Source organism: Prosthecobacter sp. (genome assembly GCF_046154365.1).
In the GTDB taxonomy this organism is placed as follows: Bacteria; Verrucomicrobiota; Verrucomicrobiia; order Verrucomicrobiales; family Verrucomicrobiaceae; genus Prosthecobacter.
Genome location: NZ_JBJXFV010000204.1, coordinates 1 through 13,664 on the forward strand (window position 1 = coordinate 1; position 13,664 = coordinate 13,664).

15 protein-coding genes are annotated in these 13,664 nt (G+C 59.8%); 8 read left to right on the forward strand and 7 right to left on the reverse strand.

Going from position 1 to position 13,664, the window contains the following annotated elements; all coding sequences use genetic code 11:
* Nucleotides 1-92: 92 nt before the first annotated feature.
* On the reverse strand, nt 93-332 hold the full coding sequence (locus ACKVY0_RS26100) for an RNA polymerase sigma factor (RefSeq protein WP_409217805.1): 240 nt from the start codon (nt 330-332) through the stop codon (nt 93-95).
* Between the two features lie 109 nt (nt 333-441).
* Between ACKVY0_RS26100 and ACKVY0_RS26105 the strand changes: the two genes are divergently transcribed.
* Nucleotides 442-2,046 carry a sensor histidine kinase gene (locus ACKVY0_RS26105; protein ID WP_409217806.1) on the forward strand — a complete coding sequence of 535 codons (1,605 nt, stop codon included), beginning with the start codon at nt 442-444 and terminating at the stop codon, nt 2,044-2,046.
* A 50-nt stretch (nt 2,047-2,096) separates the two neighbouring features.
* On the forward strand, nt 2,097-2,519 hold the full coding sequence (locus ACKVY0_RS26110; protein ID WP_409217807.1) for a hypothetical protein: 423 nt from the start codon (nt 2,097-2,099) through the stop codon (nt 2,517-2,519).
* Nucleotides 2,520-2,544: 25 nt separating this feature from the next.
* Here ACKVY0_RS26110 and ACKVY0_RS26115 read toward each other — a convergent pair whose 3' ends face one another.
* A complete protein-coding gene (locus tag ACKVY0_RS26115; protein ID WP_409217808.1) occupies nt 2,545-3,069 on the reverse strand; it encodes a helix-turn-helix domain-containing protein in 525 nt (174 codons plus the stop codon).
* Between the two features lie 42 nt (nt 3,070-3,111).
* Nucleotides 3,112-3,489, reverse strand: coding sequence for a hypothetical protein (locus tag ACKVY0_RS26120; protein ID WP_409217809.1), 378 nt, complete (start codon nt 3,487-3,489; stop codon nt 3,112-3,114).
* Between the two features lie 281 nt (nt 3,490-3,770).
* Here ACKVY0_RS26120 and rpsA point away from each other — a divergent pair, with 281 nt between their 5' ends.
* The 4 genes from rpsA to ACKVY0_RS26140 all read left to right on the forward strand — a co-directional run bounded on the left by rpsA (nt 3,771) and on the right by ACKVY0_RS26140 (nt 8,257).
* Nucleotides 3,771-5,450 carry a 30S ribosomal protein S1 gene (gene rpsA, locus ACKVY0_RS26125; RefSeq protein ID WP_409217810.1) on the forward strand — a complete coding sequence of 560 codons (1,680 nt, stop codon included), beginning with the start codon at nt 3,771-3,773 and terminating at the stop codon, nt 5,448-5,450.
* Nucleotides 5,451-5,532: 82 nt separating this feature from the next.
* On the forward strand, nt 5,533-6,585 hold the full coding sequence (locus ACKVY0_RS26130) for a hypothetical protein (RefSeq protein WP_409217811.1): 1,053 nt from the start codon (nt 5,533-5,535) through the stop codon (nt 6,583-6,585).
* A gap of 91 nt (nt 6,586-6,676) precedes the next feature.
* Complete coding sequence (locus ACKVY0_RS26135; protein WP_409217812.1) at nt 6,677-7,252, forward strand: Uma2 family endonuclease; 576 nt, start codon at nt 6,677-6,679, stop codon at nt 7,250-7,252.
* A 237-nt stretch (nt 7,253-7,489) separates the two neighbouring features.
* Nucleotides 7,490-8,257 carry a hypothetical protein gene (locus ACKVY0_RS26140; protein ID WP_409217813.1) on the forward strand — a complete coding sequence of 256 codons (768 nt, stop codon included), beginning with the start codon at nt 7,490-7,492 and terminating at the stop codon, nt 8,255-8,257.
* A 9-nt stretch (nt 8,258-8,266) separates the two neighbouring features.
* Here the strand turns inward: ACKVY0_RS26140 and ACKVY0_RS26145 are convergent, their stop codons facing one another.
* Together ACKVY0_RS26145 and ACKVY0_RS26150 are read right to left on the reverse strand one after the other, a co-directional pair.
* A complete protein-coding gene (locus tag ACKVY0_RS26145) occupies nt 8,267-8,554 on the reverse strand; it encodes a hypothetical protein (protein WP_409217814.1) in 288 nt (95 codons plus the stop codon).
* Nucleotides 8,555-8,771: 217 nt separating this feature from the next.
* A complete protein-coding gene (locus ACKVY0_RS26150) occupies nt 8,772-10,334 on the reverse strand; it encodes a sialate O-acetylesterase (RefSeq protein WP_409217815.1) in 1,563 nt (520 codons plus the stop codon).
* Between the two features lie 101 nt (nt 10,335-10,435).
* Here ACKVY0_RS26150 and ACKVY0_RS26155 point away from each other — a divergent pair, with 101 nt between their 5' ends.
* Nucleotides 10,436-10,669: a hypothetical protein gene (locus ACKVY0_RS26155; RefSeq protein ID WP_409217816.1), complete on the forward strand. Its 234-nt coding sequence runs from the start codon at nt 10,436-10,438 to the stop codon at nt 10,667-10,669.
* A 39-nt stretch (nt 10,670-10,708) separates the two neighbouring features.
* Here ACKVY0_RS26155 and ACKVY0_RS26160 read toward each other — a convergent pair whose 3' ends face one another.
* The gene (locus ACKVY0_RS26160) at nt 10,709-11,227 is read right to left on the reverse strand and encodes a hypothetical protein (protein ID WP_409217817.1); all 519 of its coding nucleotides are present in this window, start codon (nt 11,225-11,227) and stop codon (nt 10,709-10,711) included.
* Between the two features lie 175 nt (nt 11,228-11,402).
* A complete protein-coding gene (locus ACKVY0_RS26165; RefSeq protein WP_409217818.1) occupies nt 11,403-12,410 on the reverse strand; it encodes a dipeptidase in 1,008 nt (335 codons plus the stop codon).
* Nucleotides 12,411-12,607: 197 nt separating this feature from the next.
* Here ACKVY0_RS26165 and ACKVY0_RS26170 point away from each other — a divergent pair, with 197 nt between their 5' ends.
* Nucleotides 12,608-13,558 carry a hypothetical protein gene (locus ACKVY0_RS26170; protein ID WP_409217819.1) on the forward strand — a complete coding sequence of 317 codons (951 nt, stop codon included), beginning with the start codon at nt 12,608-12,610 and terminating at the stop codon, nt 13,556-13,558.
* The last annotated feature ends 106 nt before the right edge of the window (nt 13,559-13,664 follow it).

Consider the following 13,664-nt stretch of genomic DNA (forward strand, 5'->3'; position numbering starts at 1 on the left):
TCAAAGAGGCTGTTTTGTGCGAGTGAATCGGGGGCGTTGAAGTGGCGCATGAGTGAAGGTGTGCCTTCTTGTACCAGCTCCCCGAGGCATGATCAAGCACCTTGGACTTTTTGCGCTCGCGTCTGATCAAAAATAGCCGCCGCACGCTCGTGCTGGCCTTGCGCCACAAGTTTGGCGAACAGTTCCTGCACCGCGTCTTCTGCATCGTGCGTCTCACAGCCTCGGGCGCGTGCAAACGCGCACAACGCTGGCCAGTGGCGGCGATACAGCGCGGCGGCATCGGTCTGGGTGGATGAGTTGGTCGTGTAACTGGTGGTAGGCACGGTGTTCATGCGGGTATTGGAGCCGCCGGGCATGACGCCACTCTGTGGCTCATCATTAAAAGCCATTTATCTTCGTGCGTGCTGGCGTCTCCGCGTGAAATTCGCCGTCTTCTCCTGCATGAACGCTTCCGCCAACACCCGCAGCTTCCGCCTTCGTCTGGCCTTGCAGACGATGCTCGTCGCCGGTGCGCTCGTCGCGGCGTTTGGCAGCGCCGCCTGGTGGTATGCCAGTCAAACGCTGGAACGCAGCGTCGATGACCGCATCACCGCTCCGGCGCAGCGTGTGTGGAACCGCATTGATCCCTACACCACGGATGAGGAGTTCAAGACCATCTCTGATCTCGTGTTCGGCACCTCGACCTCGCAAGCGGCGCAGGCCGTGCTCGTGGTGCAGGAGCATCGCCAGGGCAAGACCATCTTCACCACGCCCAATGCGCCGAAGGATCTCGAGGTGTACTTCCGCAGTTGCTTCCCCACGGCGGCGGAAATCAGGCGCGCACCTCCCGAACCTCCCTCGGGCATGCCTGGCGGCCCACCACCCGGAGCACGGCGGCCACGGCGTGAAGCAGAATTCGATGATCTGCTCGGTCTCCCGCCAGATTTCGGTGCCGCGCCTGCGGAACCACCGCCTCAGCATGCGCTGCCCTTTCGCCCGCAGATGCCCATGATCCGTGAGCCCACCACGTTCACCGCACGCTCCGGTGGCATCGACTGGCGCTTCGGTGCCTTCAGCAGCCCGGAGTACACCATTTTCGTCGGCCTCTCGCTCACCGATTACTATGCGGAGATCAACCGCATGGCGCAGTGGTATGTCGGAGCCGGCATCATTGGCCTCGCCTTCGCCGGTCTCGGTGCCATGTGGACCTCCAAACGCGCCATGCGCCCGCTCGAACGTGTCGTCGGCACCGCACAACGTCTCACCGCCAGTGATCTCGCTGAACGCATCCCGCTACAGCGTGATGACAACCGCGAGTTCGCCCAGCTCATCGACGTGCTCAACGGCATGATGCAACGTCTGCAAGGCAGCTTCCAGCAGGCCATTCGCTTCACCGCCGATGCCTCGCACGAACTCAAGACCCCGCTCGCCATCATGCTCGCCGACCTTGATGACGCCGTACGCCATTCCACACCCGGCAGCAGTGAGCATGAGCGCTTCGTTTCACTCTTTGAAGAAGCCACCCGCCTCAAACAAATCACCCAAAGCCTCCTGCTGCTCTCACAGGCTGATGCGGGTCGTCTGCCGACACATCCCGAACCCTACGACCTCAGTAGCGACCTCACACGTCTCATCGAAGACGCTGAAATTCTCTGCGAGCAATCCGGACTCACGCTGGAGCATCGCATCGCACCGAACATCGACGTGCATGTCGATCGTGCCCTGCTTCGGCAGGTGTTTCAAAACCTGCTGAGCAACGCCATCAAATACAACCGCCCTGAAGGCCGAGTCACCTTACAACTGGCACAACAGAACGCAGAGATCGCCTTCACCATCACCAACACCGGCCCCGCCATCTCCGAGGAGAATCAGCAACGCCTGTTCGAGCGCTTCTTCCGTGGCGATCAGGCCCACAACCGCAAAACCGACGGCTTCGGCCTCGGCCTCAACATCGCCACCGAACTCGCCCGTGCGAATGGCGCTGAACTGCGGCTGGTCCGTTCATGCGAGGATGCGACCGTGTTTGAGGTGCGGCTTGCAGGCACAACAGCGAATGTCACGCCCTGACGCCTTTGACTGGATAGCGTCCTATCATAGCCGAACCAAGTCTCCTCTCCATGCACACCCATTTCCGCCTCATCACTCTCGCCTGTTGCTCGCTGCTTCTGACGAGCTGCGCCAGCATCGTCAGCAAATCCAACTGGCCGGTGACCCTGAGCAGCAACCCCATCGGCGCCCAGGTGATGATCAGCAACAGGCAGGGGGTGTGCATTCACAGTGCCACCACCCCGTCCACGGTGACGCTGGCATCCGATGCCGGCTTCTTCCGCCGTGCGCAGTACACCCTGACCTTCACAAAGCCGGGCCATCCCACGCGCACCGCACTGCTGCGAGCCAGGATGAACCGCTGGTATGTCGGCAATATCGTCTTCGGCGGTTTGATCGGCATCCTCATCGTGGATCCCGCGACCGGGGCCATGTGGAAGTTGGACAACCATCTCCATGTGGACCTCGCCACCATAAAGATGCCTGGCATTTAACACGGCGGCAGCGCCATGAAGCAAGTCACGCGGCTGGTGTGAAGCGCATGGGGACTTCACAGTCAGGGAAGCGGGCGCGGATTTCCAAGGTGCCGCCGAGGGCTTGCACGATGGCGATGAGTGTGTCGAGGTGCAGATCGCTGCGGCGCTCGACACGGGAGACGGCGGCCTGCTTGGTGCCCAGCTTGGTGCCAAGATCGAGCTGGGAGAGTCCGTGCAGCTCGCGCAACTCACGCAGCGCCACACCGCCGACTTCGGCCTGGGACTCGTCGGCCAGCAGTTGCGTCATGCGCTTGAGCGCCAGCTCGACGGTCTTGTAGCGCTCGGCGGGAAGTGCGCCATAGACGGGATCATCGTCGCCGACTGCTTCCAGGCTAAAGCCCAGCACCGGCGTCCACTGCACGACGATATGGGTGGTGGTGGCCGCGATGTCGATCCACCACACGCCCGAGGTTTTGCCACCGCGCTCAAGCTTGACCTCGGCATCGGGATAGAGCGCTTCGAGTCCTTCGACCAACTGGCGGACGGGCTGCGGGCGTGTTTCGTTCATGGCATGCATATTACACCGGTGTAATGCAACGTCAAACAGCGATCACGCCACCCCCTGTCCATCGGCACCGGGCTTCGAGAAATCAGTCTGCTCGCCGACTCTGCGCTTCCGGCCGTCTTGGGAGGCATAGAGGAAGCGGTGAATCTCAAAGGCACCGTTGTCGGCGATGAGGGTGCAGTGGCGCTTGTGACGATACCGTTTGGCGGCGGGATGGTCGGGCAGATCCTCCTCCATGGCCTCGACCGGTGGATGCATGCGGTCAGGGTGCTCTGGCTCGTGTGACACACCGCTGTGCTGGTCCTCAACCTCCCGAAAGACGCGCTGCAACAACGCCAGTGCCGCAGGGCGGCTCGCTGCGGCTGCCGCGTCAGTCAAGCGCTGGTAGATGAGTGCGAGCCGTGCGGGTTTGGTCAGCAGCATGGCATTCGTGAATACCTGGTTTTACTTGGAGAGCGTGGCCTTCCGCAATCTCCATTTTTTCTCCGGACAAGACGCTAGGCATTGCAGCGGTGTTCGAGGTGAGGCTGGTGTTGGCTAATTAGCTGCATCTTCCCCCTTGCCAAACCCCGTACTTTCCCGACTATGGCGGCCCTCTTGTCCGGGAGCCTGTTGGCGCTGCGGGACGAAAGCCCGTCGTGCGCCTCAGGAGTGGAGGTTTGCGTGCGGTTTATCCTAACACTCGCAACCCGTAACAACATTCAATGAGTGCCACAGCAACTCTCGCCGAACTGATCGCAGGATCGTTCCGCGAACTTTCCGAAGGATCCATCGTCAAAGGCAAGATCCTCGAAATCAAACCGCAAGTCGTCCTCGTGGACATCGGCTACAAGTCCGAAGGGGCCATCCCATCCAACGAATTCGAAGACGAAGACATCCAGGTCGGCGATGAGGTCGAAGTCCTCCTCGAACGCCTCGAAAATGACGAAGGCATGGTCGTCCTCTCCAAGGAGAAGGCCGCACACCGCCAGAACTGGGAAAAAATTTACACCGTCTTCAAAGACGGCGGCCTCGTCAAAGGCAAGATCAAGAGCGTCGTCAAAGGCGGCCTCATGGTCAACGTCGGCGTCGAAGCCTTCCTCCCCGGCTCCCAGATCGACATCATCCCGCCGAAGGATCTCAACGAATACGTCGGCAAGGTGTTCGAGTTCAAGATCGTCAAGATCAACGACGAGCGCAAAAACATCGTCCTCTCCCGCCGCGAAGTCATCGAGGCCGAGCGTGCCGAACAGCGGCAGAAATTCCTCGATGGCGTCACCCCTGGCGACAAGGTCATCGGCATCGTCAAGAACATCACCGACTTCGGTGCGTTCGTCGATCTCAACGGCATGGACGGCTTGCTCCACATCACGGACATGTCCTGGGGCCGCCTCAACCATCCTTCCGAGCTTCTCGGCATCGGTCAGAAGATCGAAGTGCAGATTCTTGAGGTCAATCGCGAGAAAGAACGCGTCTCCCTTGGTCTCAAGCAGCTTCAGAACAACCCGTGGGAAAACATCGAAGCGCGTTACCCCGTCGGCCATTCGGTTCACGGCAAGGTCACGAAGCTCGTTGCTTACGGTGCGTTTGTGGAAGTGGAAGAAGGCGTCGAAGGCCTCATCCACGTCTCCGAACTCTCCTGGACGAAGCGCATCGCGCGTCCTTCCGATGTCCTCACCGTGGGTCAGGAAGTCAACGCCGTGGTCCTTGGCATCAACAAGGAAGAGCGCAAGATCAGCCTCGGCGTCCGTCAGCTCGACACGAATCCGTGGGACGACATCGACGCTCGTTACCCGATCGGCACGCAGATGAAGCGCCCGGTCCGCAACCTCACCGCCTACGGCGCCTTCGTCGAACTCGAAGAAGGCATCGACGGCATGATCCACGTCTCCGACCTCAGTTGGACCCGCAAGATCAACCACCCATCCGAACTCCTCAAGAAGGGCCAGGAAGTGGACGCCGTCGTGCTTGGCATCGACAAAGCCAACCAGCGCATCAGCCTGGGCATGAAGCAGCTCGACACCGACCCTTGGTCCATCATCGACACCCGCTTCAAGGTGGGCGACGTCGTGAAGGGCCGTGTCGCGAAGATCGCCAGCTTTGGCGCCTTCGTCGAACTCGAAGACGACATCGACGGCCTCGTGCATATCTCGCAGATCAGCGAGGACCGCATCGAGAAGGTCAAGGACAAGCTCAACGTGGGCGACGAAGTGGAAGCACGCGTTATCAAAGTGGACAAGGTGGAGCGCCGCATCGGCCTTTCCATCAAGGCCATGAACTACAGCGAAGCCGACATCGCCAAGGAAAGCCAGGCCTTCGAAGCCCTCCGCCCCAGCACCGACCTCGTCGGCCTGGAGCAGGCCTTCAAGTTCGCCACCGAAGAGTGGCGTCCGGGCGGCCAGTAATCCGCGATTCGAGTCACATCACGATCAACCACGAAGGGACGCCGCAAGGCGTCCCTTTTTTTGTTCGCGTTTGCTTCAATGAATGGAAACCATTCGAATCATGGCCGCCACTCGTCATCAGATTTTCATTATTGTTGCCATAGCATCCTTCTATGCCTTGGGAAGTTGGTTGATGTTCACCCAGCCGAAGCTGGATGATCTATTTCCCATCGTCTCCGGCGCATTTCTTTTTTCCATGCCTTTCGCCTTTGGAGCGTTGGTGTGCTTTCTAGGGTTCAAGTTCGGCAAACCAGGTCGCTTTTGGTCACTGGCTGCGCCTCCCCTGTTGATCGCCGGGCTGTCCGTGCTGGCTTTCTTGCTCGGCATGGAAGCGGCAATTTGTCTGGTCGTGGCCAGCCCCATTTTAATGATTATGGCGCTGCTCGGTGGCTGGATCATGAGCTGGGTTCTGAACCGATCAGGACGTGACCGCGTGTGCGTCACTCTGTTTGTCCTCCTGCCCTACGCCGTTGCTCCCATTGAGCAGATGTGGCAGGTACCGCATGAAACACGAGTGATGCAGAACGCCGTAACGATTCATGCATCCCCGGAAACGATCTGGCAGCAGATCTATGAAGTGCCAGCGATCCAAATCGACGAATTGCCAGCACAATGGATCTACCACATCGGCTTTCCGCGTCCCATCGCTGCCGTCATCGACAAACAAGGGGTCGGCGGTCGTCGTCATGCCACATTCGAGCGCGAGGTTTCGTTCTTCGAGGTTGTGACGCATTGGGAACCGCAACGCAAGCTCTCCTTCACTATCAAGGCCGATCCTGATTTCATCCCGCATACTGCGTTCGATGAACACATCATCGTTGGCGGCAGATTCTATGATGTTCTCGATGGTACCTATGAGATTGAACCGCGCAGCGATGGCACCTGCATTCTGCATCTCTCCAGCACGCACCGGCTTTCCACCCGATTCAACTGGTATGCCGGTTGGTGGAGCGAGTGGGTGATGCATCAAATTCAAGCCTCGATCCTCGAAGTCATTGGCCAACGTTGTGAGGGTAGGACAGGAGGGCAGACCTCCGTGTCTGAATTCGGCAATGTGAGAACCTTTCCCGAAGAGTGGCGCCCCGGCGGCAAGTAAGCCGCGATTCGAGTAACAACACGATCAACCACGAAGGGACGCCGCAGAGCTTCGTATTGCAACGCACCTCTGTTCCTGCTATTCATCGTCCATGGTCGCCACGGCATCCATCGCTGAACTGCCGCTCGCTCGCATCACCTGCGAGAAATACCACGCGCTGATTCAGTCAGGAGCTTTCACCGAGGACGACCGGCTGGAACTCATCAACGGTTACCTCGTTCAAAAAATGTCCATCGGGCCAAATCATGCGGGGGCCGTCAAGGCGCTGAACTTTCTTCTCAACCGCCGCCTTGGCGACCGCGCCATCGTGGCCGTGCAGGATCCCATCACCATCAACGAATACTCCGAGCCTGAACCAGACATCGTCATCGCTCGATTCCGAGATGACTTCTATCGCCAGAGCCATCCCGGCCCCGGAGATGTCATTCTCGTCATCGAAGTGGCAGACAGCAGCCTCAGCTACGATCTCACGGCTAAAATCCCGCTCTATGCCGCCGCAGGCATCCCCGAGGCATGGCTGGTCAATTTGAATGCTCGACAGATGACCGTCTTCCGCCAGCCTGAAGGAGCCGCCTACACTCAGTCAGAAGTGTTCAAGGACGGAGACACCGTAGCAGTGCCCGGCTTCGCCGATGTTACGCTGAGGATGGATGAGCTGGGAATCTGAACTGGCTGCGTTCACCCTTTCCCCACACCGCGTCGTTGGCGAAAAATTGCAAGCACCTGGGCCGCAGACGCCTGCACGTTGCACAATCTTCTGACACTTTCCCGCTGGCGGCATGGCTTGAGGTGAACACCTTGGCCGCCGATGTCAGAATTCTTGCCTCCATCACCTTCGGAGACACGTCGCCTGTGGTTGCGACGTGCCTTGGCCGCTTTGCCCCTGACACTTGCAGGTTGCGCATTGCCAGCATCCTCGGTGCTTGGCGTCTCCGCACGCAAAACCCGGGCGCAGTGGGAGTATCACAGCCGCTTCCTCGCCTCAGGTGCCCGGTTGCGCTTCCGTGCTCACTCGGCGCATGGCAGGCCGTGGACCTCCGGCATGGAGCAGGTCTATCGTGCGCATCGGCGTGATCCGCGCATCGGCTACGCGGTCAAAAATCTCGCCACTGGCCGCTACCTCGCCGAATTCCAGGCGGACAAGCTGTTCGTCGGTGGCTCGATGCCGAAACCCGCCGTCGCGGCGGTGCTGCTGGAAAAACGCCGTGGCAATCTCACGCGTGAGGAGTTCCAGCACGTCGTCTATGCCTGCGATCAAAGCATCAATGCCTCCTGGTTCCAGCTCCTCGCCCGCATCACACCGGAGGATGAGCGGAACTTCGAGTGGAAGTACCATCTGCCCGATGTGGCGATCATCAACAACTGGCAGTCACCACGCTTTTACGCCGAGTTTTACGAGCGCTGCGTGAACTACCGCCTCGACTACGGCAATGAACTCCTCCTGGAAGCCATGCGGCGGGATCAATACGGCCTCGGCCGCTGGGTTATGCCCGCCAGCATCACCTACATCGGCGGCAAGACCGGCAACTACGGCGAATGGGACCACGAGTCGCTGTTCTTTTATCATCGCGGCACGCCCTACGCGATCGTGCTCTACACGCGTGGCAATTTCGCTCCTGGCAACCAGCTCGGCTGCATGATGGGCGGCTTGTTTCGTGACTACTGCGCGTGAAGCCCGCGTTTAGCGCTCCTTCTGCGGCAGCACCTCCACCTCGATCTCCCGTACTTCGAGCGACGATGTCGTTGAAGGCTGTTCCGCCTCAAGCCAGACATCAGACTTGGTGCCGGGTGACAGCTTGCGACGCAGCGCATAAAACAACGCCGCTCCGGCAGAAAGCGCCAGCCCGGCCACCGCCAACGCAGCCCCGACCATCAATACCAGCGCAATGACGCCGATGGCAACCACCACCAACACTCCCAGCAGCAGCAGTGCAGGCAGCCCCCGGAGTTCAAACGTCCTCAGTTTCATGCGGACAGCATGCGACCATTGCCAGGAATGACAACTGTCATGTCATGTCAGGCCAATGCCATCCTCAGCAACAGCGCACGGTAGATGTTAATGGCGGGAGTGGCGCACACTGCTGCTTCTCCCTGCGCTATGCATTTGGCCATATCGGCAGCATCACCCGCGCCGGCGCGTGCCTCATTTTCCGATTGGGGACACTGTCTTACCATCGCCACCGCCGCTATTTGGCGACTGGCTTGAGCGGCATCGAGAAGTTGTCCATCGGCCAGTCGTCCGTGCGAAACGGACCCGCTGGCAGACCGGCACTGTTGATCAAATTGACCTCGGGATTATTGGCCCAGGCATAACGCACGGCCACTGGCGTCTGGATGCCGGGATGGGACACGGTGACTTGCCCGCCTTCGATGCGTGCTTCGGCCCACTGCCAATTCTGCGTTGCATCGGCGATGGCAAAACCCCTCAAGGCAGCGCTGCCATCCGCCGTCTTGAGCCCTTCCACATGCTGAAACTGGATCATCACTTGGCTGCCTTTGATCGCATGACTTTGATACAGCGGACCGCTCCACGGAATTTTTTCACCATAGACCTGCGCGCGCGCCCAGAGCGCAAGACGACGCCCAATCTCCTGCTTGTTCAGGGGATGAATGTTGCCTTCATCGCCGATGTCGAGATTGATGCTCATGCCCGTCTTCGGCAGCGCGAGCGACTTGGATTGCGCTTCGCGCAACCGTGCCCAGTGAGATGCGGCTCCCGGCTCGGCCTCACGCTTCAAGAAGTTCGGCAGTTGCACCCAGGCGAAGGGAAACTCATCGCCCCAGCGCTTGCGCCAGTCGCTGATCATCAGAGGCAGTTGCGTGGCATAGAGCGGGCCGTTGCCCACGTTCGACTCGCCCTGATACCAGATCGCCCCGCGCATCGCAAAGGGCACCAGCGGTGCGATCTTGCCGTTGTACAGATTGCTGGGGCGGTTGGCATTCAGCGGATCACGGCCCACCACGGGAGGCTGGGGCGGCGAGGGCTGACTGGCCGCCTGCGCCGCCTTCACCGCGTCCTGCCACTGCTTCTTGGCGGCCTCATTCTTCGCCAGAGTTTCCGGCTGCTCAAACAACGCCACACCCTGTCGCCATTGCTCCAGCAGCGGTTGCAGCTCGGTTTTGTCCTTCATAACGTCCATGCTGGTCCAAGCTTCGATGGCCGTGCCGCCGACGGATGAATTGATCAATCCCACCGGCACCTTCAGAGTCTGGTGCAGGTTGCGGCCAAAAAAATAGGCGGCGGCGGAGAAATTCGGGATCGTCCGGGGCGAACAGGCCTGCCACACGCCCTTGCACTGTTCCTGCGGGGAAGTGGCCGTGAAGGACTGCACGAAGAACATGCGGATCAGCGGAAAATTCGCCGCCGCCATCTCTTTCTCCGCGTCCTTCACGCCCTTGACCGTCATGGCCATGTTCGACTGGCCTGAGCACAGCCACACCTCGCCCACCAGCACATTTTTGACCACCACCGTGTTTTGGCCGGACACCACGAGGTTCTGTGGATCGTTGGAAGCCTTCAGAGGATCCAGCGTCACCTTCCATCGGCCGTCCTTGTCCGCCTTCGTGGCCTTGGCCTGCCCGGCAAACTTCACATTCACTTCTCGACCCGCTTCCGCCCAGCCCCACACCGGCACTGGCCGCTCGCGTTGCAGTACCATGTGGTCGGTGAAAATCACCGGCAGGGAGACCGTGGCCCCGGCGCTGAACGCCAGACCGAGAACAAACAGGATGAGGAAAGAAGTTCGCATAACGTTGAAGGGAAGATGATCAACAATACGCCTGCGGCGAGGGTTATGTTGACTGTGGTTGGCGATGGTTCAGGCGATCCCACTCTCCATCGGCACCCCTCTTGTCTGCTCGCCCCGCCCGCCGCACAACAGCCAACCCCGCGCTTCAAGTCCTGTTCAATGAAGCCAACGACTCCCGCCGCGCCGAGGAAATCTCGCTCGAGTTCGACGCGACACCCGATGCCGACACGCAGCCTCTTGGCGCAGACAACGCGACGCTGAGCCTTCGCAGTGGCAAAGCACCACTCAAACTGCCGCCACTCGGTGTGGCGGTGTTTGAGTTAAAGGCGCGCTGAAGAGTCCCGTCGCGCTCGCACTCCATCATCATGCGATTGTCACGGCTTGCTGTTCAGCAGGATCGGATAGGGCGGATCATACTTGTTGCAGCGCAGGCGGAAGGTGTCGCCTTTCTTGACGCGTTTGACGAAGACGGTCTGCACCCGGTTGTTGTTACGGATGAGCTCGCCGCCGAGTTCGCCTTTCGTCAGTTTATCCCAGCCCTTGGTTTTGAACTTCCGCTCGTCCCACGCGTCCTTGTCCCAGTCGCCCGATTGATTACCCTGGTAGTCCCAGTTGCAGGCGATGAAGAGGTAGCCATCCGAGATCACCTGGATGTCGGCCACGCCGAGGTGCTCGCCGTCAGGCATGTAGATGACCGCGCCGCGCTGAGTCAGCATTTCGGGAATGCGTGCCCAGCCCGTTTTATCCGCGCTCACCACCAGGGGCTTTGCCTGCATCTGGAGGGCCGTGATCACAGGAGGCGCTTTAGAAATGGCATTCCAGTCTGCGGCGAAGCTGAGCTGGCAAGGGAGGCAGATGAGGAGGAAAAGGCCGAGCCGGGCGGTGGATGACATGTTCATGGAGAAAACGTATCTCGTTTGGTGAGGGCTTCAAGAGATCGTCGTTCCGGGCGTGGGTGCTTGGTTCCTTGAGCGTTGAGTCTTTCTACCCTCTCGGGCTCATCGTCTCCTCCTCTCCAAGTCTCCCCGTTCACCAAGAATGCGCGGCGCTTGTGTCCTTACCGGGGCATCATGGGGGCAAGATGGCTTTGAAGGCGCGCACCCAGTTCAAGCCGAGGATCTTCTGAATGTCTTCCGTCTTGTAACCCTTCGCTGCCAGCGCTTTGGCGACGGTCTTCCAGCGATCTGGCGCGGCGAGTTCCGGACAGGCGTAGTGGTTGGAACCCGTGGCCCAGCCGTTCAGGTAAGCGTCCGACGCCAGACCGATGTGGTCTATGCCCACCTGCCGACGCAGATGCTCGATGTGTTTGACGAAGGCATCGACGTCACGCTTCCCAGACGCATCCTCGATCATCCAGCCAATCGTCGTGATGCCGATCACGCCACCCGTCTTGGCGATGGCTTTCAATGCCTGGTCGCTCTTGTTGCGGTCGATCTGGGTCACGGCGCGGCAGTTGGCATGCGTGGCCACGACGGGAGCCTTTGCGACTCGGCAGACATCGATGGTCGTTTCGTCATTCGCGTGCGCCACATCCACGACCATCTTCAGGCGGTTCAGTTCCGCGACCACCTTCTCTCCCATCGGCGTGAGACCGCCTGTTTCACCGGAACCATAGCCGAGCAGGTCTTCCTTCGCCGGATTGTGGCCGCGACCGTAGGCGATGTTAAAGACGCGCAGCCCTTTGCGATGCCACTGGGCGATCTTTTCCACCGAACCGCCCAACGGATCCCAGGTCTGGATGTAAAACAGCGCTCCAAACTTCCTCGACGTGCGCAGCGCGGCGATGTCGCCGAAGGTCTTCACTACGACAGCATTCTTGTAGGTGCCGTCCGTCATGTCTTCGACCTGCACGTCCAGCGACCGCTCGCCGGAGACATTCATCACGGTCAGATTGCGTCCGCAATACTCCTTGAGCTTGCCGAAATCACGCGTGCCATCCGCCGTGGCAAAAGGATCACTCTCACCGCTCTGTTCATTGCGCTGATAGTAGGTCCCCTCACTGTCCACGACAAAGCTGTCGCGGATGAGTTTGTCGATATCCAGGTCCTGTGCCTGCGCCAGGGTGGTGAGAAACATCAGAACGATACAAATGCGGTGCGCCATGGCGCGGAGTGATAAGGATGCCCCGTGTCCTTGCAAGCCTGGGTTGTGAAGCTGGGTTGTGAAGCCTCATGCAAAAGGCCGCCAGTGATCCCGCGTACAAGGCCAAAGCCGAATGAAACGACTTGCTTCGCTTGCGGTCGCCCTGTTCCTGACATCTCGAATCACTCTCCATGAACAAGCTGCTCCTCGTCTCCCTTCTCGCTTCGCTCGGCCAGCTCCTGGCTGCTGACATCGTGCCGTCCCGTTCTGCGGTGATGGATATCGGCGACCGCCTGGAGATCTTCGTGGACCGCGCTCTCATCGACACCATGGAAGGCGCGACGCTTCAGCTCGCGGAACCGCGACCGGAGGAGATCAGCATGACGTTTGATCATCCATGGGAAAGCAGCTTTTCGGCCGCCTATATGACCGTGATCAAGGATGGCGGCATCTATCGCCTGTATTATCGCGGAGGCACCAAGTCCGACACGGGCCTCATCAAGGCGGGAACCGAGGTGACCTGTTACGCGGAAAGCCGGGATGGGAAAACGTGGGTGAAGCCGAAGCTGAGACTTGTCGCGTTCGAGGGCAGCACCGATAACAACATCATTCTTGGGCCCACCAAGCTGCGCTCCTCGACCAATTTCACGGCCATGCTTGATGACCGGCCCGGCGTTCCCGCAGCGGAACGTTACAAAGGCGTCGGCTCTGGCAACGGGCGCGAGGAAGGACTCCTCCGCTTTGTCTCACCCGATGGCATCCATTGGCAGATCTACTCGGAGGAAATCATCTTCGCTGGCTACAAACTGGATTCCCTCAATGTGGTGAGTTGGCTGCCGGCGGAGCAATGCTACGCCATCTACATGCGGGCCTGGAGCGAAGGTGGCACGCCGGGAAATCCGAAACCGAGGGACGCGTATCGCACCATTGCGCGGGCGGTTTCCAAAGACTTCAAAACCTGGTCGGAGCCGGTGCGCATGCAGTTCAGCGGCGCGGAGAAAGCCCGCAATCTTTATTCCAACGCCACGATGCCGTATTTCCGCGCCCCTCATATCCTGATCTCGATGCCGCATCGCATGATCAGCGAAGAAGTGGTCCCGCGTGCGGAGCTGGAGGCTTATAAGACGAGAGCGCAAAAATGATTTCGGATTTGGAACCTGGCGGGCATTGTTGGGCGGCGATTAATACTGGAGGGCAGGGCGAGGGTTCATCAGCGCTCTAGTTCGGGCGGTGCTGGCCAGCAGGTGG